The 22,789-nt window shown below is 37.2% G+C and carries 32 protein-coding genes and 1 pseudogene; 32 read left to right on the forward strand and 1 reads right to left on the reverse strand.

Features of this window, described 5'->3' with window-relative positions:
• Positions 1–70: 70 nt before the first annotated feature.
• The 19 genes from MHI48_RS12060 to MHI48_RS12150 all read left to right on the forward strand — a co-directional run bounded on the left by MHI48_RS12060 (position 71) and on the right by MHI48_RS12150 (position 15,010).
• Complete coding sequence (locus MHI48_RS12060; RefSeq protein WP_405144056.1) at positions 71–1,168, forward strand: Gfo/Idh/MocA family protein; 1,098 nt, start codon at positions 71–73, stop codon at positions 1,166–1,168.
• A 299-nt stretch (positions 1,169–1,467) separates the two neighbouring features.
• Positions 1,468–1,956 carry a hypothetical protein gene (locus tag MHI48_RS12065; protein WP_405144058.1) on the forward strand — a complete coding sequence of 163 codons (489 nt, stop codon included), beginning with the start codon at positions 1,468–1,470 and terminating at the stop codon, positions 1,954–1,956.
• A gap of 156 nt (positions 1,957–2,112) precedes the next feature.
• Positions 2,113–2,670 carry a hypothetical protein gene (locus MHI48_RS12070; RefSeq protein WP_405144060.1) on the forward strand — a complete coding sequence of 186 codons (558 nt, stop codon included), beginning with the start codon at positions 2,113–2,115 and terminating at the stop codon, positions 2,668–2,670.
• A 250-nt stretch (positions 2,671–2,920) separates the two neighbouring features.
• Positions 2,921–3,433, forward strand: coding sequence for a hypothetical protein (locus tag MHI48_RS12075; RefSeq protein ID WP_405144062.1), 513 nt, complete (start codon positions 2,921–2,923; stop codon positions 3,431–3,433).
• Between the two features lie 218 nt (positions 3,434–3,651).
• Complete coding sequence (locus MHI48_RS12080) at positions 3,652–4,443, forward strand: GCN5 family acetyltransferase (RefSeq protein ID WP_051449698.1); 792 nt, start codon at positions 3,652–3,654, stop codon at positions 4,441–4,443.
• Positions 4,444–4,618: 175 nt separating this feature from the next.
• Positions 4,619–5,338 (forward strand): ferritin-like domain-containing protein, encoded by a 720-nt coding sequence (locus MHI48_RS12085; protein ID WP_405144064.1) that lies wholly within the window; start codon positions 4,619–4,621, stop codon positions 5,336–5,338.
• A 239-nt stretch (positions 5,339–5,577) separates the two neighbouring features.
• Positions 5,578–6,237 carry an HAD hydrolase-like protein gene (locus MHI48_RS12090; RefSeq protein ID WP_405144066.1) on the forward strand — a complete coding sequence of 220 codons (660 nt, stop codon included), beginning with the start codon at positions 5,578–5,580 and terminating at the stop codon, positions 6,235–6,237.
• Positions 6,238–6,636: 399 nt separating this feature from the next.
• Positions 6,637–7,077, forward strand: coding sequence for a hypothetical protein (locus MHI48_RS12095; protein ID WP_405144068.1), 441 nt, complete (start codon positions 6,637–6,639; stop codon positions 7,075–7,077).
• A 632-nt stretch (positions 7,078–7,709) separates the two neighbouring features.
• Entirely contained in the window at positions 7,710–8,087 is a 378-nt protein-coding gene (locus tag MHI48_RS12100) for a hypothetical protein (protein WP_405144070.1), read from the forward strand.
• Between the two features lie 8 nt (positions 8,088–8,095).
• Complete coding sequence (locus tag MHI48_RS12105; RefSeq protein WP_405144072.1) at positions 8,096–8,284, forward strand: hypothetical protein; 189 nt, start codon at positions 8,096–8,098, stop codon at positions 8,282–8,284.
• Positions 8,281–8,520, forward strand: a complete 240-nt coding sequence (locus tag MHI48_RS12110) for a hypothetical protein (RefSeq protein ID WP_405144074.1) — start codon at positions 8,281–8,283, stop codon at positions 8,518–8,520. Before MHI48_RS12105 ends, MHI48_RS12110 begins: the two co-directional genes overlap by 4 nt.
• 380 nt (positions 8,521–8,900) lie before the next feature.
• A complete protein-coding gene (locus tag MHI48_RS12115; RefSeq protein ID WP_405144076.1) occupies positions 8,901–9,377 on the forward strand; it encodes a GNAT family N-acetyltransferase in 477 nt (158 codons plus the stop codon).
• 272 nt (positions 9,378–9,649) lie between these two features.
• Complete coding sequence (locus MHI48_RS12120; RefSeq protein ID WP_405144078.1) at positions 9,650–10,276, forward strand: Type 1 glutamine amidotransferase-like domain-containing protein; 627 nt, start codon at positions 9,650–9,652, stop codon at positions 10,274–10,276.
• A 57-nt stretch (positions 10,277–10,333) separates the two neighbouring features.
• Positions 10,334–11,104 carry a nucleotidyltransferase domain-containing protein gene (locus tag MHI48_RS12125; protein ID WP_405144080.1) on the forward strand — a complete coding sequence of 257 codons (771 nt, stop codon included), beginning with the start codon at positions 10,334–10,336 and terminating at the stop codon, positions 11,102–11,104.
• Positions 11,105–11,213: 109 nt separating this feature from the next.
• Positions 11,214–11,672, forward strand: coding sequence for a VOC family protein (locus tag MHI48_RS12130; RefSeq protein ID WP_127545963.1), 459 nt, complete (start codon positions 11,214–11,216; stop codon positions 11,670–11,672).
• A 185-nt stretch (positions 11,673–11,857) separates the two neighbouring features.
• On the forward strand, positions 11,858–12,490 hold the full coding sequence (locus tag MHI48_RS12135) for a hypothetical protein (RefSeq protein ID WP_017689038.1): 633 nt from the start codon (positions 11,858–11,860) through the stop codon (positions 12,488–12,490).
• A gap of 127 nt (positions 12,491–12,617) precedes the next feature.
• The gene (locus MHI48_RS12140; protein ID WP_405144082.1) at positions 12,618–13,415 is read left to right on the forward strand and encodes an inositol monophosphatase family protein; all 798 of its coding nucleotides are present in this window, start codon (positions 12,618–12,620) and stop codon (positions 13,413–13,415) included.
• A gap of 208 nt (positions 13,416–13,623) precedes the next feature.
• Complete coding sequence (locus MHI48_RS12145) at positions 13,624–14,277, forward strand: lysozyme inhibitor LprI family protein (RefSeq protein ID WP_036670467.1); 654 nt, start codon at positions 13,624–13,626, stop codon at positions 14,275–14,277.
• 241 nt (positions 14,278–14,518) lie between these two features.
• Positions 14,519–15,010 carry a GNAT family N-acetyltransferase gene (locus MHI48_RS12150; protein ID WP_405144085.1) on the forward strand — a complete coding sequence of 164 codons (492 nt, stop codon included), beginning with the start codon at positions 14,519–14,521 and terminating at the stop codon, positions 15,008–15,010.
• A 22-nt stretch (positions 15,011–15,032) separates the two neighbouring features.
• On the opposite strand, the pseudogene MHI48_RS12155 reads toward MHI48_RS12150, so the two are convergent.
• Positions 15,033–15,280 (reverse strand): annotated as a pseudogene (locus MHI48_RS12155) (DUF6809 family protein).
• Between the two features lie 67 nt (positions 15,281–15,347).
• Between MHI48_RS12155 and MHI48_RS12160 the strand changes: the two are divergent.
• The 13 genes from MHI48_RS12160 (at position 15,348) to MHI48_RS12220 (ending at position 22,777) form a co-directional block, all read left to right on the forward strand.
• On the forward strand, positions 15,348–15,569 hold the full coding sequence (locus MHI48_RS12160) for a helix-turn-helix transcriptional regulator (RefSeq protein ID WP_179086413.1): 222 nt from the start codon (positions 15,348–15,350) through the stop codon (positions 15,567–15,569).
• 133 nt (positions 15,570–15,702) lie between these two features.
• Positions 15,703–16,104, forward strand: a complete 402-nt coding sequence (locus tag MHI48_RS12165; RefSeq protein ID WP_036670471.1) for a GNAT family N-acetyltransferase — start codon at positions 15,703–15,705, stop codon at positions 16,102–16,104.
• Positions 16,105–16,207: 103 nt separating this feature from the next.
• Complete coding sequence (locus tag MHI48_RS12170) at positions 16,208–16,411, forward strand: helix-turn-helix transcriptional regulator (RefSeq protein ID WP_036670472.1); 204 nt, start codon at positions 16,208–16,210, stop codon at positions 16,409–16,411.
• A 200-nt stretch (positions 16,412–16,611) separates the two neighbouring features.
• Entirely contained in the window at positions 16,612–17,136 is a 525-nt protein-coding gene (locus tag MHI48_RS12175) for a hypothetical protein (RefSeq protein WP_036670474.1), read from the forward strand.
• Between the two features lie 86 nt (positions 17,137–17,222).
• A complete protein-coding gene (locus MHI48_RS12180; RefSeq protein ID WP_405144088.1) occupies positions 17,223–17,651 on the forward strand; it encodes a hypothetical protein in 429 nt (142 codons plus the stop codon).
• A gap of 52 nt (positions 17,652–17,703) precedes the next feature.
• On the forward strand, positions 17,704–18,105 hold the full coding sequence (locus MHI48_RS12185; RefSeq protein ID WP_036609128.1) for an NUDIX hydrolase: 402 nt from the start codon (positions 17,704–17,706) through the stop codon (positions 18,103–18,105).
• Positions 18,106–18,286: 181 nt separating this feature from the next.
• Positions 18,287–18,814 carry a YfiT family bacillithiol transferase gene (locus MHI48_RS12190; protein WP_405144090.1) on the forward strand — a complete coding sequence of 176 codons (528 nt, stop codon included), beginning with the start codon at positions 18,287–18,289 and terminating at the stop codon, positions 18,812–18,814.
• A gap of 185 nt (positions 18,815–18,999) precedes the next feature.
• On the forward strand, positions 19,000–19,554 hold the full coding sequence (locus MHI48_RS12195) for a helicase (protein WP_405144092.1): 555 nt from the start codon (positions 19,000–19,002) through the stop codon (positions 19,552–19,554).
• 41 nt (positions 19,555–19,595) lie between these two features.
• Positions 19,596–20,252 (forward strand): DUF4367 domain-containing protein, encoded by a 657-nt coding sequence (locus MHI48_RS12200; RefSeq protein ID WP_405144094.1) that lies wholly within the window; start codon positions 19,596–19,598, stop codon positions 20,250–20,252.
• Positions 20,253–20,283: 31 nt separating this feature from the next.
• Positions 20,284–20,766: a DinB family protein gene (locus MHI48_RS12205; protein ID WP_405144096.1), complete on the forward strand. Its 483-nt coding sequence runs from the start codon at positions 20,284–20,286 to the stop codon at positions 20,764–20,766.
• 54 nt (positions 20,767–20,820) lie between these two features.
• Positions 20,821–21,339 carry an AAA family ATPase gene (locus MHI48_RS12210; RefSeq protein WP_405144098.1) on the forward strand — a complete coding sequence of 173 codons (519 nt, stop codon included), beginning with the start codon at positions 20,821–20,823 and terminating at the stop codon, positions 21,337–21,339.
• A 50-nt stretch (positions 21,340–21,389) separates the two neighbouring features.
• Positions 21,390–21,848, forward strand: coding sequence for a DUF5662 family protein (locus tag MHI48_RS12215; protein WP_340936238.1), 459 nt, complete (start codon positions 21,390–21,392; stop codon positions 21,846–21,848).
• 134 nt (positions 21,849–21,982) lie between these two features.
• Positions 21,983–22,777 (forward strand): aminoglycoside N(3)-acetyltransferase, encoded by a 795-nt coding sequence (locus MHI48_RS12220; RefSeq protein WP_405144100.1) that lies wholly within the window; start codon positions 21,983–21,985, stop codon positions 22,775–22,777.
• Positions 22,778–22,789: the final 12 nt, after the last annotated feature.

Here is a 22,789-nt window from a genome sequence, read left to right on the forward strand (position 1 = left end):
AATAATCTCTAGTTCAGCTTATATAGACGAGTTCATTGTAATCAACATTTTATAATAAGGATGGGATGACATGGCTAAAGACGGAATGTTTTATGCACCAAAAAGTGTTACAAAAGAGGTCGTATGTGGTCCGGGTGAGTTCACGATTGCTGCTGTTGCGCTGGATCACGGACACATCTACGGCATGGTTGGGGCATTGTTGGAGGCTGGAGCTACTCTCAAGTGGGTGTATGATCCGGACCCGGCGAAGGTAGAGGCATTTCGGAAGCAGTTCCCACAGGCTCAAGTCGCTGGATCTGAAGCAGAGGTGCTTGCAGATGATGAGGTGTTATTGGTGGCAAGTGCAGCGATCCCTTCAGATCGTGCGCCGCTTGGTATGAGAGTTTTGGCCGCAGGCAAGGATTATTTTACAGACAAAGCCCCGTTTACCACGCTGGAGCAATTAAAGTTTGCACGAGAAGAAGTGAAGCGAACGGGCAAGAAGTACATGGTGTATTACAGTGAACGACTGCATGTAGAAAGTGCGATCTATGCGGGGCAACTCATCGAACAAGGGGCAATCGGCAAAGTAGTGCAAGTTATGGGTACAGGCCCGCATCGCCTGAATGCTGGAGGAAGACCCGACTGGTTCTTCAAGCATGAGCAGTATGGCGGTATTCTCTGTGATATCGGGAGTCACCAGATCGAACAATTCCTGACGTTTGCATCATGTACGGACGCTGAGGTAGGGTTCAGTCGTGTGCATAACTTCAATCACCCACAGTTCCCGGAACTGGAAGACTTCGGCGAAGCTTCTCTGATCGGGGACAACGGAGCGTCCGGTTACTTCCGAGTGGACTGGTTCACACCGGATGGTCTGGGCACATGGGGGGATGGGCGTACAGTTATTCTGGGAACTGACGGGTATATCGAGCTGCGGAAGTATATCGACATCGCAAGGGAACCTCAGGGGGATCAGGTGTACCTGGTCAATCATGAAGGAGAGTACCGCTATAATGTAAAAGGCAAGGTCGGTTACCCGTTCTTCGGCCAACTCATTCGCGATTGCCTTGACCGGACCGAGACAGCCATGACACAAGAGCATGCGTTCAAAGCAGCAGAACTCTGTCTGATTGCACAGCATAAAGCGATGAGCGAGCGTGTGGTCTCGAGTGGTGGAGCGAAGTAAATGTTTTAGGAGAAGGAGAGCAAAGGTTGATCGCTAAAGGTTATTCGTAATTCTTCTATTGTTGAGTGAAGAAAGAGCAGCCCAAATGTTAAACTGCATCCAACAGGTTAGTTATGTCTAACGAATGGAGTAGTTCACACTGGGGCTGCTTTTTTGAGTATGTTCGTGACTTCGCAGATGGATTAATATGGGTTATATTATATGTAGTTCGGATATTCGTTAAAAAGAGAAATGTATACGAAGTTCGTAGATATGATGTTATCTGCAATTTCTCAAATACATAGTAGGAGAGAATAAAAATGCGAAATCACAATGATGAAAAATCTGCTTTAGAAGAAGCTGCTATTAGCATATTTATAGACATATACAATTTCAATCAACAAAATGATTTGAAAGTCGTAGAAAAACAAGAATGTCCAGACTATATTTTAAGAAATATAGAGGGCGATTTTATAGGCATAGAAGTAACTCACTTATTTTATGACTCAGAAGAAGCTAAGATGTTATTGGGCAGATCTGATAGAGAATTTCACGGATTAGAAAGCTCAACACATTATATAAAAACTCTTAATGAATTGTTAAAGCAAAAGGAAAAAAAGATAGATAAGTATGGTGTGGTTTATCCTGTAGCGCTTCTAGTCAGGAATGCTTCTCCTGTATATGGAATGAGTGATTTCCTTAAATACAAAAATGAAATATACAAGCCGGAAAAGTATAGTCATATTTGGTTTGTTTCGAAAGATGGAAACAATAATGAGTGGTTATTGAAAGACTTACTTACTGATTAGATTAATCGAAGAAGGGAGAAACAGCAGATAACATAATATTCACGCTGCGGACATTCGTCCTTGGTCTGGCATGCGCCGGACACCCAGCATGCGCTGGGTCGTGAATACAGGAACGTTAAGTGAAATTACTAAAGTCTTATTTACGGAGGGATACATATGTTTATTTCAAAAGACCAACAAACAAAAATCCAACAACTAAATCAAATACTTGGGATGAAACATCGAAGCACACCATTTGATTTCAATAAAAAAGAAGATTGGATAGAAGCCATTGAGATGATTACTGCGGAGTACGTAGACTTTTGTGAGTATTGGGGAAGATTATCAAATTTAAATTCAAATTTAGATGAAAGTCTTGAATGTTTTTATCCAGCTAGTTGGGTGGAAATATCTCAAGAAGGCAAAGTAAAAGATACGAAATTAAACAATGCAATTAAATCAGTAAATAAAGCCGAAGATTCTTTACGAGTATTAATGGAGCGAGCAGAAGAGAAGTGTAGAAAGATATGGATTTTGGTTTTTGAAAGTCAACAAAAAGCAGTTATAAAAGAATTTTTAGGAGAAGAAATGACATGCAGTATAGAGGATTTACAAGAGATTTTAGAAGAAGAGATCTTTGAGATGGCAACAGAAATAGAATATATAGGAAATGTCGAGAATTCGACACGAGAGTTCTCAAAAAACCTAAAACAAAAAATTGAATTGAAAAATTAGAGCAGTAACTTCACTTAACATAATATTCAAGCAGCGGCTCCTTTCGGAGCCTTGGTCTGCTAGATGGATTTCGAGAAGGCATTTCAGCAGACACACAGACTTTGTCGGACATCGAGAATAAAGGAAAGTTATGGGAAATTCGGCAAATATATAAATGAAGAACGGAGAAGAAGATGAAGAAATATAAAGTTTTTTTGAATGGGAATTTCAAACACTTGTATTTTTTTTAGAAAATACCTCAAATCATTTTTTGAATAAAAGTTACAACAATACCCAAACTGATATATTTGTATCATCAGACGGTAAAATGTCAGATTATGAATTATCTATAACCTCTCTCATGTTAAATTTTGAATCAACAATAAATAAATTGAATAATATAGTGGATTTTGCGTTGTTATGCTTTGTAAATAATATTTCGAATTTTCATGAAGATACGTTGGACATATTAGAGATTCAGAAGCAATTGAAAGCATCTAGATCTACTTTATTAAATACTCTCAAACATGACGGAATTTATTATGATAAACTCCCGGGATGGAATCATGTAATTAATGTAAGAGATGATTCAAATGCTATAAAACATCGTGGTGGAATCCATGTACCAGTCGAGTCTCTTTATAATATACCTATTTCAAAAAATGTAGATCTTCGGAAAGAGAAGATAACTGACTATATTAACGGTATCAAGACATGGCTATTTAATTTAATCGATGAGATAGAGCGTAATTCAATGAATAAGGATAATACAAAAGATGGTTAGCAATGAGTATGCATTTCAAAGAAGTGCCAGACATCCTATAACATAACATTCACGCTGTGGACCGGCCTCGCCGATCCTTGGTCCTGGAAGTAAGAGCAAGGAAGCAATTGCCGGGACACATCCACCTTTGGTGGACGTCGTGAATGTGGAAACGTTAGGCGAAACCATTCAGGAGTAATTGTATAATTGTATGCGGCTCAAGGAAGGGGATAAATTAAATGATATTGAATTTGGAACTTGCGGATATTTTAGAAAAATCTGAAATTAATTATATGGTTGATCGAATGACTGCAATCAGAGAACGAGAAGGAAACCCTGAGGGAATTGAAATAAAACGATTCGGGGAGAGCACAGCGTTTTATAGTAAAACCATGCCCTGGGGTCTTTTTAATAATGTAAAGGGAAGGATTTCTGATGATGTCATTGAAGATATCCTAGACTTTTATAATGAGCGGGAAAGGAATTTTGAGATTCAAGTCATCCCGGGTAATATAAATCAAGAAGTTATGAAAAAACTCCATAATAAAGGCTTTTATCAATCAGGATTTCATACAACGCTTTTTTGTGAACCTGGAAATCTAAATTCGTTTGATCATCATAAACTGGAAATTCGTGAACTACTCGAAGATGAGTTCGATACATATGCAGAAATTCATTGTTTAGGTACAGGATTATCTCTTGATGGGAAAAAACACGTGGCTGCAAATAACCGAGTACTGTTTTCCCGTCCTGGATGGCACTATTATTTGGGGTTGGATCAGGGCTATCCAGTTGCAGTAGCTGTAATGTATATAGAGAACAATGTTGCTTCATTAACATTTGCGACAACACTACCTGAATATCGAAATAAAGGATTTCAAACAAATTTATTACTTAGACGAATTCATGATACCTACAACAATTGTAATCTCGTTGTGAGTCAGTGCTCATTTTGCTCGCAAAGCCATCGGAATATGGAAAGAGTGGGTATGAGAATTGGATATACCCGGGCAACATGGACAAGGAATTAATTGTGAGGGGAAATTTAGGCTGGCATCGCCTAACATAATATTCAAGCAGCGGCCCTTCGGAGCCTTGGTCTGCGAAGGTGGATTTCGAAGAGGCTTTTCAGCAGACAACCCCTTCGGGGTTCGTGAATACATGAACGTTATCTGACATAAAACTATTACATTTTAGGAGCAAATAATGAATATCACTTTTTCGAAATGGGTGCAATATTATCGAAGAAATAATCAGAATCTCAAATATATTCATTGGGATGACAACTATAAATTAACAACTAATGAAAGAGAAATAATCATTAAGTCAATTCAACAGTTTCAATTAGGAGAAAACTCTGAAGGTAAACATTTAATTAAACGTGCACAAGAATATGTACATCAGACACAAGAACAGGATTACTATGAAGCGCTTATAGAATTCATTAAAGAAGAACAGAGGCACGCTAGAGATCTAGGCAGATTTATGAAGGTACAGGGAATCCCACTCCTTCGTAGACATTGGGTGGACAATGTATTTAGAAGATTACGTCGACATGCGAGTTTAGAACAATCAGTCATTGTTCTATTAACTGCTGAGATTATTGCTAAGTTGTACTATAAAGCCTTGCAAAAATCTACAAAGTCAGAAGTGTTAATAGATTTATGTAATCAGATTTTAAGTGATGAGGAGAAACATGTTCAGTTTCAATCCGAAACACTTCATAAATTTGCTCAAAATAGAAACGTTCTCTTTAACAGAATAGTTTATATCCTTCGTAGAATTATTTTTGAAGGAACGCTAATTATAGTGTGGTATCAACATAAGCCAGTATTTAAAGCTGGGGGATATAAACTCAAAAGTTATTACTATGAATGCCGTCATGAGTTTAACTTAACGAAGAAGATTATAGCTAATTCACAGTAGAGGTTTACGTCAGATAACATTATATCCAAGCTTTGGGTCCTGACGCTCCCTCGGTCAGCCCGAAGGGAATTGGCAGGGAAGTGGAATCTGGCGGACACATCCGCACCGACTAACCGCATCGCGACCGTCTTTTGACGGAGCCTTAATTCGGTGGGACGTCGTGAATACAGAACTTTATAGGTGATCAGCGTAAAAACAGTATAACAATTCATTATTTTATTTTGAATAGGAGTGAAATCATGCTGGAAGCGGTTATTTTCGATATGGATGGTACACTATTTCAAACAAACAAAATCTTAGAGTTATCGTTAGAAGAAACATTTACTATCTTGAGGTCTCTAAATGAATGGTCGAGTGAGACTCCAACTCAAAAATATCGTGAAATAATGGGTGTTCCTCTACCAGTAGTTTGGGAAACGTTATTGCCGAACCATTCAAATGAAATCAGACGAATTGTGGACGAGATCTTCCTTGAGAAGTTAATTGCAAATATTAATAATGGCAATGGCGCCCTATATCCGCATGTCAAAGAAATTTTTAATTACTTGAAAGATGAAGGCTATTTCATTTTTATTGCAAGTAATGGACTAAACGAATACCTTAATGCCATCGTTAACTGCTACAAATTAGATAAGTGGGTGGCAGAAACTTATAGCATCCAACAAATAGGAACTCAAAATAAGGATGACTTAGTCGGTCATATTCTTAAAAAACATCACATCAGCAATGCAACTGTAGTTGGGGACAGGATTTCTGATTTCAATGCCGCAAAAAACAATGGGTTGAAGGCTATTGGTTGTCGATTTGATTTTGCCCAAGAAGGGGAGCTTGCACAAGCGGATTTTATTATTGACGACTTACTTGAATTAAAAAATATATTTAAACATCAGGGAAAATAGAATGCTTTTGTAATTATATCGAAGAAGACGCTGAAATCCTATAACACCATATTTAAGCTGCGGTTACCCCTTGGTCACAATGATGTTTTTGGCAGGGGAGTTGATTCATGTGACAACTTGCTGCGCAAGTTCGTGAATACAGAACGTTATACGCAACCCCTTAAGAATGTTAAATCATGCAACCAATTAATAACAGATAATAAATATAGGTGAAAGAATACATTTACAAGGTAGCAGTTGAAAACCAGGATGAACGGAATATTAGAAGGTGTACCATATAACAATAAATTTCCACATCGTTAGTTATGCTCCTCGGTCATCAAGAGGAATAGCAGAGAAGCGGATTCATAATAAAGTGCAAACTAAAGAATATTTATATTATGCGAAAGAGAGGATCAAATGAATTATCATTTTGGTTTTTCATGGAAGGGTCTGATAATCTTTTTATTGCCAATGATACCAAATATATTTTATTTTTTAATTCCTGCGTCAGATATATCAGGAAACAATGCAAATAGCCATTTGATTTTAGATGTTTTGGAGCACGGGAGTCAGGCGATATTTTTCTTTCTTCTGATATTTGTTGTAAGAAAACAAGCATCTGAAATGCGATGTCCATATATAATTGGTATGGCAATAATGTTGATTTTTTATTATGGGCTATGGATATTGTATTTTACAGGCAACGCAAACTCGATTATTTTTTTGGGGATGGCTGTTCTCCCGGTAATATATTTTATATTAGCTGAGATTTGGCTTCAAAATTATCTGGCTATTATACCAACAGTACTTTTTGGTATTGTGCATGTCATTAATACATATTTGTCTATTGCAAATTAAAGGGAGGGCAACAATCTTCTTAAATTTTGATTGTGCGTTCAGCATGTATTCTATATCAAGGATTAAGTCCCGAATGGTGAGGTTAGAAGTAAGCCATAGCTCAAGGCAGGGGTGTCCAACGTGAGCAGGAATCTGAATGAAGCCATCGGCAAATCTCCGGTCCGAGGAACACGAGCCTCTTATAAGGCTAGCGTTCATTGGATGAAGTTACTACACAAACCAAAGTTGATACTGCTGAAGGCGTACGAGAGTAAATGAGGGGATCTTTCCTGTGCGGAAACGGATTTGATAGGAGCAAAAGATAGAACCAAAAGATAAAACACGTAAAGACATATTAAATACATAAAACATACAAGACATATAAGGATGTGGAATCGAAGAAGAAGGGGCAGCGTATAAAAATGCATTTTTGCTTCGTCGCTGACGCTCCTCGGTCTTCAAGAGGGATTTCGGAGAAGTGGAATCAGGCGACACATCCAACCAGCTAAGTGGCAAAGCCACCCGGACCTCCGTTCCTTAAGCCGTTTGGACGTCAGAAATGCGCAACGTTATACGCAATACCCTAAAATTAAGAAGAAACTAAAGAACAATAAAAGAAGAAACATAATAAAACTTAATTGAAGGTGATAATTATGAAAGAATGGGACTACAGTAAGCCTTGGTTTCATGGCTCGCCATTATTTCTAAATGAATTACTAGTCGGAAGCACAATAACTCAAGATCGAGAGTTAGCAAGAATCTTTTCGCAGAAACCATCTATTGTTTCTTTTGATGAGAATGGCGCAAGATTTCATAATGGTAAGTTATGTGGATACATTTACATAATTGATGAGGAAATTATAAGTGAGGATGTATATCCACATCCAGCAACTACCATGAAACCTGGTGTAGAATGGCTCATAAAAAGAGGATTAAAAGTACGAAAGATAGATGAGACAAAAACAAGAGCGGAAGAACAACTTTCAGAGCAAGAGGAGTTAGAATTATTGGAAAAGCTAAACAACAGATAGCCCATAGCTTGGTCACAGAAGAGGGTGCTGCAAATAACAATGTATTCACGCCTCAGGCCATTCGGCCCTGGGTCAGGCAGGGGAATTGGGGCAGCCGGACAACCCTGCACTGGCTAAGTCCGGCAGACCCGGCTGTAGCCCTTAAGCCAGTGAGGGTTCGTGAATACAAGAACGTTATCTGTAAGATTGAAAAATGATTAAAACTGTAAAAAGAAAAAGTATATATTATCTAATTATAGAGTTAATTCAATTGCAACGTTCTGTTGCTAGAGGGGAAGTGATCAGGGTGCTAATTTTGATCCTGCTTATAATTATTGTTATGGGAGTAGCAATTATAGATGGGAGATTAAAAAAGAAACTTGATAATGATAAAAGAATTATTGAAAGATTAGATGTGTTAATTAATGAAGTGAGAGATATCCGTAAAAAATAGAGATATAATAATCACAAAAGAAAATAAAAGCAAAGGCTTATTGTTAATAGTAAATCGCTGAAACCTATCAAATTCAAATCAGATGGAAAATAGGATTAAGTGGACTTGTTTACAAAATGTTAATAAGAAATATTATGATTATCAATAAATAAGTTATAATTCAACGTGTTATTTCTGCTCGAAGAAAGTCAATCCATCAGATAACATAATATTTAAGCTGTGGCTCCGATGGAGTCTTGGTCTGCGGGAGGGAATTCAGAGAGGCAATTAAACAGACAACCCCGTTGGGGTTCATGAATACAGGAACGTTAGATGAAATCCCCGAAATCAATAAAGACTAATACTTTTGAGTGCATTTCATTTTTAAGGGGGAAACATAAATGATAGAACTTAGGAAAATAACATTTGATAATTTTTCAGAATGTCTGGACCTAAGAGTTGAGGAAGATCAAGGCAGATTTGTAGCATCTATTATATATACTCTTGCGGAATTGTATGTTGTTATAACAAATAAAAGCAGTTTTATTCCAATGCCATATGCGATTTATTGTAATGATAAGATGGTTGGATTTATCGCAATGTCATATGTCATTTCTGAGAGTGAAGATTCTGAAAATTATTATGACATATATAGATTTATGATAGATAAACGATATCAGCTCAAAGGATATGGCAGAAAAGCAATAGAAAAGTCAATTGAGTTACTTCGAACTTTGCCGCATGGAAAGGCCTCAGAAGTCGTGATTCTTTATTCGCCCGAGAATAAGGCAGCAAGGAAACTTTATTCTTCTCTTGGTTTTGTAGAAACAGGGGAGTTAGATGAAGACGGCGATATTTTGGCAAAACTGATCTTATAAAGCAAGCAGGATTTCTATGTAGTAATTCGAAAAAATAAGGTGAATCATCTAATATCATATTAACGCATCTGGTATTCGCCCTAGGTCGCTGGGAGGGATATCGAGGGAGATGGGTCAGGCGACAATCCTGCACTGACTAAGTCCGTCGGACCCGTGCTGTCGCGCTTAAGCCAGTGAGTGTTCGTGAATACAAGAACGTTATAGGAAATCAAGAGAAAGCCTAAATAAATTATAAAGATTAGATAAATCATTAGTTAAGGACGGTGATTTCAATGAGTAGCTTGTTACTAACCTCTTGTGGTTTTTATACTGAAGATATTAAAAATCAATTTCTGGAATTTATTGATGGAGATATCTCTCAATTAAAAGTCTCAATTATTACAACAGCATCCCCTAGAAAAGAAACTAATAGATATGCACAAAGAGCAATGCAAGAGTTTAAGGACATGGGATTTCAGCATATCAATTTTGTAGATATTGAATTTGATGACCCGCAAATTCTCTTACATAGAGATGTTATATATATCAATGGTGGAAATCCATTTACATTACTGTATTACGCTAAGAAAAGTGGTGCTGATGAAATTATCAAAACACTGGCGGCACAGAATGTAATTATAGTTGGAGTAAGTGCAGGAACGTTATTACTGGGGCCGAATATTAACATCGTCGATTTCTTTACTCCACAGATGAACACAATGAGTTTAACGGATTTTAAGGCATTAGGTGTAACCGACAAGCTTATTTTTCCTCACTATGATCGAGAGGACATATTTAAAGATAGTACTAATAAAACAATTGAAGAGAGAATAGTAGAATTTGAATGCAATGAGAAATGTAAGGTGACAAGGCTTAAAGATGAAGAATATATCTCAATCTTAATGAACCAAGCACATTGAAAGTCGTGAATTCATTGAAAGTAGCTCGAAGAAGCTCATATTTTAGGAGGAGTCTATATGATATTAGAAAAAGTTATAAATAGAATTACAATACAAAGTGAATATAAGGATTTGGTTGATAAGTATATAGATCATATACTTAACGAATTTAAAGGTAAGATTCATAGCATTTATATGTGTGGCTCGATTCCAAAAGGAACAGCTCAACCTTTTAAGTCAGATGCAGACTTTACTATTGTATGTGCAAATCCCGAAGATATTGATTACGAAAGATTGTCAATGATTAAAGACAGGCTTTTGGAAGAATATCCATTCGTCACTAAGATGGATACGATCATTTGCTCGATTGATGATGTATTAAGTAGACCGAATGATTGGGGTTTTTGGATTAAGATCATTTGTGTTTGTATACATGGGGAGGACATTGGTGAAAAAGTACCCCCGATCATAATTTCTCCAGAATTCATTTTAGACTTAAATACAGATACTAAGGAGGAAGTAGATCGTGTACATCGTTCACTTTCTAATGTTAGTGATCACTCAATGAAAACTAGATATATTAAAGGTTACTCTAAGAGATTAATTCGTGCATTATACTCTTTGGTTTTAGAAGATACAGGGGTATGGGAAGATGAAATCATTAAGATGAAGAATGCCATATTAAACTATTGTGAGATTGACTCCGCTTTAGTTGAGTATCTATATGATTGTTACTTGGATAGCAGCAATGTACTTGTTGAAGAGTTTTTGAGAATTGCAGATGAAGTATATCGCTATTTTGAGAACACTCTAAATACAATGGCTGCTTCCAGAAATTCATTTGGCTAACAACATATTGACGCTCGTAGTCACTCTGAGAAGCGATCCAGCCCCCTAAGTACGTCGGGACGTAGTCAATACAAAACGTCTGAAACTGGTAAGATTGAAAGGAGAAAACATGATACTTGGGTTGTATGAAGCACATTTACCAGTAAGTAACTTACATCAATCTATCGAATTTTATTCTAAATTAGGATTAGAGCTGGCCTGGAGAGATGAAGATACAGCGTTCTTCTGGATTGAAAAAGAAAAGAGTTGGGTCGGTCTATGGCAAGGCAAAGAGCATAAAACTTCTTATCATCCATCATTAAGGCATATAGCATTTCGAGTTAGTTATGAAGATCTTCGAGACAGTGTGAAATGGCTTCAATCAATTGAAATAGAGCCTGTCCCATTTGGAAAAAGAGATTCAATAAATCCATTTGTAAGGCCTAATCAGGGAAATGCTTCAGTCTACTTCAATGATCCAGATGGAAATAGTTTAGAATTAATGTGTTTTGTAAGTGTCCCTGAAAACTTAAAGAATATATCCAATAAATTATCAATCGAAGAATGGGAAGACCTTTTGAAGAGATAAAAACTAAAGAATGTATTTGGGGATTTAAAAGAAGTATCAGCATCAGATAACATAATATTCAGGCTGCGGCTCCTTCGGAGCCTTGGTCTACCGAATGAAAGCGCTTCATAAAAAATATTAAACTAAGTTGAACGTATGAATACAGAAACGTTAGGCGAAATAATTGCTAGTGGAAGGAGATTTAAATGCATATTAGAGGAGTAATTCTTGAGGGGTACTCAAATGCCGGGAAGACTTCAGTATTAAAAGCAATTAAACGATATCAATCACAAGAAGAATCCTCAGAACGGAGCGTAGTTATCCTTGGAGAACATTATACTCAAATTTTGAATAATAAACATGGAGAATATGTAAGTCTAACCCGGGAAGGACACATTGAGTTACTTAAAGAGCGGGTTGACATGCTAAAGAAACTTAACGAATGGGCAATTCAACTTGGTCCTGCATCTAGAGGATCTAGGGGACTATTTTATGTTCTGGAGAGGTTTCACTTAAATCATAGAGCTGCATTTGTAGATTCGGATTTGGATGAGATAAATAAAATAGAAGAACAGCTTGAGTCTTTAGGTGCCAGGTGTATTTTGCTTACAATCTCGCCCGAAGTTGTAGAAGAAAGAATTAAAAGTAGACAACCAGAAGAATGGATCTATAAAACAGAAGAAGAAGTAAGATCGTCGGTAAGTGAATTATTAAGAATCCAAAATGTATTAAGACATCAAGCTCAAATCTCAAGAGTTCCAACAATAGAAATCAATACAGATGATAAGAATTGGGATGAGTATGTAAGGGTAATCATGGAGGGCAACGACATTGCCTAACCAGATGTTCAAGCATCGTTCCTTGGTCGGGTAGAAACTATAAGTAGAAGAATGTATCCAGCCAGTCGTCGTGAACACAAAATGTTAGATGAAATCAGTTAAAATCAAAATCAATATGAGGTGTGTAATGGATCGTAAGATTATTCAAACCGCAAAAGAGATAGCAATAAGAATTATTCGCGAAGCAGGTCTAATCTCTAAAGAGAAGTTTGATAACTTTGTTGAACTGAGATCTAAAGATGAATTTGGGGATGTGGTTACTGAAGTAGATCATATCTGTGAAGAAATCATCATCAAACAAATACAAGGCGTATTTCCAAATCATCAGATACACAGTGAAGAGGCAGGGCTTATCGGAACTAAGCACGATTGGTTATGGTTAATTGATCCTTTAGATGGAACTAATAATTTTGCCATTGGTTTACCTGTTTTTGCGATATCAATTACCTTAATGTACAAAAGAGAGCCTGTGCTTGGAGTGGTCTATGAACCTCTAACAGAACGTTTATTTGTATCTGTTATTGGTGAAGGGACAAGCTGTAATAATCGACAAATACAAATTAAGAGTAACCCGAATATTTTCAAAGGAAATATAGGTTGGATTCAAGGTCACAGAGTACAAAACGACCCACAAGCAGTAAAACTAAGACAACACATTGATATTAGATTTAAACGAATGTTAAGATTATGGGCTCCAACGCTTCAATGGTGTATGTTGGCCAAAGGAGATATTGATGGAATTGTTCTGTACAATTCTGAAGGTGATGACTTGTATTCAGGTATCTTAATTAAGGAAGCAGGGGGACTTGTTATAGATTTTGAAGGAAATAAGTTTAATGGAATGAAAGAAGAACCTTATTTAATTGCATGTCACCCAGACCACAAAGAAGAACTATTGCAAATTGTAAGAGAAGGATTGAGCTAACACCTAGAAGCAACTGACTTCAGCTAACATTATATCCACGTTTGGGAGCCTGACAGTTCCTCGATCGGCGAGAAGCAATCGGCAGGGAAGAGAATTCAGCGGACACATCCGTACGACTAACCGCATCGCGCCCGCTCCAATTGGTCGCTTAAGTTGGTGGGAGGGTCGTGGATACAGTAACGTTATGCGCCATTAAAGGAGATAATTTATGAAAGGTAAGATACTCTTATTAGTTTTTATTACAATAGTGTTTTCATCTTGCCAAAATAGTAGTCAATCGACTACCTTGAACAGCGAAACTAAATCAAAAATGAATTCTGAACTGCCTCCTGATGAAGAGAGTACAGGTAATGGAACAGAACCGAAAGAAATAACTGAAGGTCGATCAGATGCTTCTAACAATGAAGTGTTATCCATGAGCATTGGGAACTATGAATTGAAAGGAGAATTTTATGATGAAATGCTTCGAAATCCTATAGATCATGATTATGAAGTGGAATTTAATGAGGCTCAAAATTCAAAAGAGATTATTACAACAATGGGATGGGGGGCGTTGGAAAGCAAATATACAGAGATTTGGGATAAAGAGTTGAATCAAATATATAAAAAGCTTCGTTCTAAGTTGGATAGAGAACCAAGAGAAGCACTAATCGAATCGCAGAAAGAATGGTTACAGTATCACTTAAAGGAAACAAAATTTGTAGAGAAGGCATTTATTAATAATGGTTACCTTGGATCAAAAGGATCGGTAAGCCTAGGCACGGTTATACGGGAGAGAATTAGGGAAAGAACAATGCAATTATTTGAATATCGATATTTGTTAGATGGTGAAGTTGAGTTTTTATACCAAAGTAAAAAATAAAGTTGGAATCTGGATCAAAGGTTTTTAGGTGATGCTTCGAAGCAGTAACGGCACATAACAATGTATTCAAGCTGCGGGGATACCACGCCTTGGTCGCCTGCGAAGTTTCGATGAAATGAATCCATACGACACTTTAATTTTACTTAAGATAAGAGCTATCTAAGGGGAATCAAAGTCAGGAATGGACATACGTTAGGTGAAACCGCGAAGTGCATTGAAAAAAAAGGAGTTAGATGCAAACATGGAATTAAAACTTGTCCGAGTAAATCCTGAAGATAAAAGTATACTAATCAATTTATATGAATTGTACGAGTATGACTTCAGTAAATATACAGGTCGAGATATAGATGGAAACGGAAAATTCGAAGTAAACATAAATTATTATTGGGAAGGCGACGAAAGATGGAATCCATTTTTTATAGAAGTAGCAGGTAAACTCGTTGGTTTTATAGTAGTCCTTTTTGAGAATATGGATACTGATCCAGATCCGACGCATGTGATATACGATTTTATGGTTTTACAGAAATACAGAAGATCGGGCATAGGTCGTAAAGCAGCAATAGAAGCATTTAAGATGTACAAAGCGAATTGGAAGATTTCGCAAATGGAGAGCAATCTTCCGGCAAGGACATTTTGGAGAAGTGTAATAGAAAGTTTTAAAGGAACTAATTACACTGAACACTATGTACAAGATCGAAAAATATATATACAAGAATTTAGTACAAGAAATTAGAAAAAGAGGGTCATAAAACCCTCTAAATACTAGAATTCTGCAATTCACTAAATAGTTGTAGGGCATCTTTGAAACCTTGTATGTAGATACTTCTTTCTAGGATGGATTGGAGTGAGATTTGTGCGTCTTCGTAAAGAAAAACTGTATGTTGAAGTTGATCGGGCAAAGCATCACGAAGTGTTTTAAAATATTCATCTGTCTCAGCAGAAAGCTGAGTGTGTACTCTCTATGACACTCCAGAAGCTTAGTATAGAGCAAATCTAAACGTATTCCTATCAGTGGTTCTGTTGATGATTGCTAATATGAAAGATAAGATAGAATTACGGAGGGGAAAAGGATGAACATAATCAAGTGTAATATACGAGAACTCATGGCAGAACATCGAATAGATGATATAACAGAATTGATGGCAAAATCGGGCTTAAGCCGGAATTCGATCAATAAACTCTATAGGGAAACAAATATAGAAACAACAAAGCTGGAAACTTTATTCAAGCTATGCGATACATTTAATTGTAAATTATCTGATTTGATCGAATACGTACCAGGAGAAAAATAAATAGTGAAGGTCCGGAGCCTTGGTCTGTGGATAGATTTTGAGAAGGAATTTCAGCAGCTCCCCCTTTGGGTTCAAGAATACAGAAACGTTATCCAATACTCCCAATCAAAACAACAAGCATAGGAGCAATATTATGACAATCATTTTCAAAGAGGTAAAAGACATTGATACACAAGCAATTCAAGAACTGTTTCACTCGGTTGACTGGAAATCAGGAGATTTCCCAGAAGATCTTAGACAAGCAATAAACAACTCGCATACGGTTATTACTGCATGGGATGATAACAAATTAGTTGGTTTAATAAATGCATTGTCTGACGGCGTGATGACAGTATATTTTCATTACATGTTAGTACACAAAGAATATCAATCATTAGGAATTGGAAAGAGAATGATGGAACAAATGCTTAGTCGATATTCTAATGTCAAAACAAAAGTACTTATATCCTATGATAGTGCAGAAAAATTCTATGGAATATTTGGATTTAAGCCAGAAGAAGGAACTAAAGCCATGTTTATTTCAGATATGGTATAGCATTGAAGTAAAGATTCCGATCAGATGAGAATTGATTATAGATGGATTTGTTTTTGAGAAGGTCGCTATATAAAGCTTCAATTCGGATATGAAGGGATACCAGATGATAAGTTATAAACCATTTCAAAAATTATTGATTGACAGGGAGATTAAGAAGCAGGATTTATTAAAAATCACGGGGATCTCATCGGCAACGATGGCAAAACTCAATACGAATGAGTATGTATCTTTAGAAGTAATTGATAAATTATGTACGGCATTGGGATGCCAGCCTGGAGATCTATTGGAGCATATAGCAGATCAATGATGGGATGATAACATCTGCTGTTAACCAAAATTGAGATTCCGTCGTATGACATAAAGCAACGGCTCCTAACGGAGCCTTGGTCTGCTAAATGGATTTCGAAGTTGATATTTTGGCAGACACCTCCGAGAGTTTGTTGAACTGCATAAAAAAAGGAAGGTGATTAGAAATCACTGCAATAAATTAAAGAGGAGAAGCTAATTATGTCTAGACCTTTAAGAATTCATATTATAGGTTCAACTGGTAGCGGAAAAACATACCTTGGTCAAGTTTTGTCAGAGAAGTTAAATATAAAAATTCACGAACTAGATACAGTCATGTGGAGCAGTAAAGTGGAGTTTTCAGGAAAGAATTCTCCAGACGTGAGAGATAAATTACTACATAAAATAATTGATAATGATAGTTGGATTGTAGAGGGAGTATATTATAAATGGCTTTCTGATAGCTTTTCAAGAGCAGATGTAATTTATTACCTAGACACTAATGTATTGATTCGACATTTTAGAATTATCATGAGATTTGTTAAACAAAGAATAGGCGCCGAAAGATCTATATACAAGCAAACATTAAAAGGACTAATTGAAATGCTTATCTGGAATCATAAATTTAATAGTACAAATCGGAAAGAGATCTGTAGTTTCTTGTCCCCTTATAAAGACAAAGTGATAATCTTAAAAACCAACAGGCAAATGATAAGTTTACTCAATGAAGGCAGTGAAATCACATAACTCCGCATTCACACACCTAGCATACGCTGGGTCTTATATACAGAAAAGTATGTGAAATCGACGAAACTATTTAACGAGGGTGAACAATGAAGATAATAAGAGATAGGGATGAACTTGAAGGAACTGGTTATATTGAAGTTTTACCCGGGAAGTACCTTGGGCAATGTTGGAATGAGAACTCAATTTACTTTGATGAAGAAGTATTCGGCTATATAGAGAAATCAATAGAAAATATATTTTCTGGATATGATCATTATGCATTTAACGAAATACATCGGAAAACGTGGGATGTGATCCTTGAGGATTTGAAAACGTTTGCTAATCTCCTTGATGAAAAAGTAACAATTGAATTAATAAATGAACATGTGTATTTTTTCTTTGGCAGTTCTAAAGTTGAGTTTCAACAAGATTTTCTCAATAGTGTTCAGAGACTTCGTGAATTAATCATAGAGTTTGTTGTATGGATTAAAAAGCAATTAACCACTCATGATTATGTTTCAGTTCTAGGCATTTAGCTATTCCATTCGAGGGAGAGTGGTTATTTAAACCAACATAGGAGGAATTAGAATGAAATTTATTGTTTCTGCAAGTGTAATCGTTCTCAATGAACATAATGAGATTTTACTCATGAAAGGTCGAAGAGGTTGGGAAATGCCTCAAGGTTGTGTTGAAGAAGGAGAGACTATTAGGCAGGCAGCAGTTCGAGAAGTGAAAGAGGAAACAGGGATTGACATTGAATTAATTAAATTTTGTGGTTTGTATCAGAACATAACTCGCGGCGTATGCAACAATATATTTACTGGAAAACCGATTGGTGGAGCTTTAACTACCAGTGATGAAAGTGAAGAGGTGGGCTACTTTACTTTAGAAGAAGCTCGACAAATGATAACATGGGGAAATTTCTATGACAGAATTCATAATGCATTAGATGAGAAAAGTCATCCTTTTTTGATTGAATTTTCAGAATAAGGACATCCATCAGATCCTAGTTTTCTAATCCAAATACAGATATGAGAGTAGTTTAATATAAGGAGCAGCCCGAGAACAAAGGTTGCTTCTTTTTTTGCTTTTACACTTCGCAAATGGAACATTGTGGGTTATATTGGATATGATTTGGTTCTATAGTAGAGAAATGGAGAGGTGGTCAACCTTGGATGAAAATGTACGCTTTCCGATAGGACACTTTGAGCCAAGTCTTAAATTCTCTAATGAGGACCGAATCCACATCATTGGTCAAATTCTCGGAATTACGAAAACCTTAAGAGAGATTACACAACATCTCAATGATGATCAACTTTGTATTCCTTATCGTGATGGCGGTTGGACGATTACACAGATTGTGCACCACCTTGCGGACAATGACATGAACGCTTATATCAGATTTAAGAGAGCGTTAACTGAAGAGGAACCGATGGCAAGCTCATATCGAGAGGATTTATGGGCATCATTACTTGATTACAGGAATACGCCCATCGAAGATTCAATTTTGCTGATGGAGATACTGCACAAGCGATTTCTCACTCTGCTGCTTGGTTTACATCCCGATCAGTTTAGACGAACACTCCGAACAGAAGTGTTAGGTACAATTACATTGGATATCGCGATTCAAAGATTTGTATGGCACGGGCAGCATCATATTGCTCAAATTAAATCTTGTATAACATCGCAAGGGTGGTAGGGTCTTATACATCTCAAGTGTGGAGGTAACATATGGGGAAAAGTGAATTGAGTTTCTAATTAGAAGCCTTGGCCTGCTGCTACCACTTACTGAGCATTTGTATGTAAACGAATTCAGAACTAGATGAGTGACTACGTTTTAAATATAAATTCAAATAGAAGTAATCTTGATTTAGGGGGATACAAATGTTGATTGAAGATGAAAAAGTATACCCTGATTGCGCAGTTGAAATTAGAATAGTAGACGTTGGCGGTTTAACAAAACCACAGCTTATACAGAAACTGGACCAACACTCTATTTTATTGAATAAATATGGAGAACAGTTGTTATATGATGATAGATTTGTAGTTTCCGGTACAAAGCAAAGCTTGCAAACGGTTGAGTTGACCGTCAGACAACTTGGATTTTCGAATGGTGCTACGACTTTTCAGCTCTTTCGAAGAGCAAATGATCTTGGGTTAGAATGTTGTCCGGTTGAGTTAGGACCTTATCTAAGAATGCAATATTTGGATCAGCCCGAGATATGTTCTACCAATATTTCAGAGGGTAACAAAGCTCCGTCCGGCTCCATTACCATAGCATCTGCAGCCCTTACGGAGGATAATGAATTTCCAAAAGGTTTTTATCTCAGACGATTAAACGACAAGTTATGGTTACGAGGATATCTTGCCGACCATTTGCATATTTGGAGTCCTCATGATCGCTTTATCTTCTGTAGGGCTCGGCTTTCTATTGTATGAGGATCAGGAAGATGTTTTGAAAGCAAAGGAGTGAAGGACCAATGGATATCAAAAACAAAAGCGGAGATGTGCTTGGAAAAATTCAAATTGAATCCTTACGCAATGATAATGCGATTGACCGGATCGTCATTGACTTAAAGCCTGGTGAAGGGAAGGCGATATACACCGCAGATGTTACAGAGAACCAATTCACGCAACAGACCAATTATGCAGCTATTCCATGGGAAGACGGTTTGGAACAATTGCAGAAACATTATTCTCCATGGCAGCCGAAATTTCCGATTGATTCTGATATAGATGCCATTCATGTATTTTATGGATTTGATAATTTTACTCCGCAAGAAATCGATGAAATGATTGAAGAAAGTAACAGGTCAGGTAGAAATGTAGTGATACGAGACCTGAAGCCCAATAAGAGGGTTGTGGGCATCAGCATCACCTATAAAGAATACGGTGGTTATAAACTTAATATTTTCGGGACAACAAAGAGCCGGATCGCATTGTCTGATCATGATGGTACTAAGGTTAAACAGGTAGCCATACGTGGCGTCCAAGCATTTTATATTTTCAATAACGAAACTTCCCAATTGATATGGATCGAAGAGGATGTGCATGGGAAGGCGTTGCAATACGAGATCATTGGCAGAAATATGTCAGAAGATCTTGTGATGAAGATTGCGAAGTCAATGAACGGATAAATGATGATATTAATCTGAGTGAGGTGCAACGATGAGTTACAAAACTATTCTCATAGACCAATTAAACGCTTGTTATCATGACAAGAGCTGGTTTATACCGCTTCATGATATTTTGACAGACCTCAATGCGGCGGAAGCCTCTTATGTAAAGAATGAGGGAGAGCATTCCATTTGGGCGATCGTCAATCATCTTATTTTCTGGAATGAGAAGTGGCTTGAGAGATATATTGCCGAACAGGTCGACGGGCAGCATTCAGTGAATAATGAGGATACATTCGAGATAGATCCGTCTAACCTGAATGATGTGGAGTGGGGCAAGACATTACATAGACTAAAAACCGTCTTTGGTGAGTGGAACAGGGCACTTGAAGATAGCGAAGAACATAAATTGACCCGTGAAATCCCTTCCTATTTCAACGCGCCATGGTGGGGAGTTGTATCAAATCTATGTATTCATAATGCCTATCATATTGGCCAGATCATGCTGCTCAAAAAATCAATGAAACACACGTAGGACACGCTGTATTACGTTTATAAAATTATACTTAAGCAAAGGAAGATGAACATCATGGAAAAAGGCAAAATTATATTTTTGAACGGTGTAACCAGCTCTGGTAAAACTTCAATTGTCGAGGCGATGCAATCATACGATGATCCTTTTTTCTATGTTGTGGCTAATGATTTATTTGAAAATACGATTAGTGATAAACATCTTCAGACGGATTACTGGAAGTATCTGAGTGAAGCGATTGTAATGATGTATCATACGGCAAAAGTATTTTCAGACCATGGAAAGCATGTTCTGATTGATGGCATTCTTGTGGAAAGACCGGAGCTCGCGCCGCATTATGAACAAGTCAAACAGATTTTTGAAGGGTATCCACTGGATATCGTTGAGTTATATTGCCCCCTCGACATCTGCCGTCAGCGGAACATCGAACGTGGGGATCGAAGAGAAGAGCAATCGGATGAGCAACATCAAATCATGGCTTCCGACATTCAGTATAGCTACTCGGTGGATACGAGTCTGCATACACCTGAGGAATGTGCCGAGATGATTATTAATACGCTGTTTAAAAGTGAATAGGGGTTCACTGTATGAATTGAAGAGAATGTAAAAAGAAGCTGGGGGTGTGGATGACATTGGTTTCTTCATATTGGAGGTACTTTTTATATGTAACTGAACATAAATTGAATGTTTTAATCGAGTGCTGGCATGAAGGTTTATATGTACAAGGGCTGCTTCATGATTTATCCAAGTTTTGTCCTCAAGAATTTATCCCTTATGCAATCAAGTTTTATGGGGGCCGTAAAGATGAAGATACAGAACTAAGATGGAAGAACGCATGGTTACATCACCAGAATCATAATAAACATCATTGGGAGTATTGGATTGTAAACAGAACTACAAAAGAAGCTTTGCCTATGCCAAAAAAATATTTTATAGAAATGGTATGTGACTGGAGATCTTTTTCAAGAAAATGGGGCCGCAGAGTCAAAGATTCCAATTTGGCAGAACGTATGATGAACTCGGAAGATGTTATTCTGCATCCAATGACGAGAGAATCGCTTATGCAGTACTTATTAGAGAGGTGAATAATGATGATCCAAAATGATATGCGGTTTTTGGAATTGGCCATAGGAGAGCGGGCTGCCGTAAAACGAAAAAAGCTGAAAGAATGGAATGTTAGACTGGGAATTATCAATACAGCATGGGATGAAAAGTTCATATGATAACAGGTGGAATTACAAAAAGTACGCTCATTAATGATTTAAGAGGCTTAGGTGTTAAGAAGGGCATGACGATAATCGTTCATTCCTCCTTCAAAGCAATAGGTAAGGTTATAGGTGGCCCGGTAAGTGTTATTTTAGCTCTGGAAGAAGCCGTTGGAACCAATGGAACCATTGTCATGCCCACTCAAACAGAACATCTTTGTGAACCTTCAGAGCATGACGCGAACCTGTCCTCAGAGGAAATTGAGTTCATCAAAGACAACATGCCTATTTATTATCCTGATTTAACACCAACCTCGTATATGGGTATCATTCCTGAGGTGTTTCGGAAGCAAGATGGTGTGTTTCGAAGCTCACATCCGCACATGTCTTTTGCTGCCTGGGGGAAAGAGGCAAAACGGATAATGGAAGATCACAACTTGCATTATGCATTAAATGAGAAATCTCCGTTAGGAAAAATCTATGATTTGAGTGGATACATTCTGTTACTTGGTGCGCCTACAAATAGTAACACCTCCTTGCACCTGGCTGAATATAAACAGCAGAATTCATTTGTTAAGCAAAAAATCTGGGGAGTAAAAATGCTGGTGGATGGACTTGAGCAATGGACTACATACCATGATATTAACAATGAATCAGATGATTTTGAATTGATTTTTAATGAGTTTAAGATCCAAACTAACGCTGTTACCGAAGGAATGGTAGGGGAAGCTGTGAGTTATCTGATACCCCAAAGAGAGATGGTTGATTATGCTTTGGGATGGATGAATCGGAACCGAAGAGAGCAGTGAATCATCTCAAAA

The sequence above is a fragment of the Paenibacillus sp. FSL H7-0942 genome (assembly GCF_045040715.1).
GTDB lineage: Bacteria > Bacillota > Bacilli > Paenibacillales > Paenibacillaceae > Paenibacillus > Paenibacillus amylolyticus.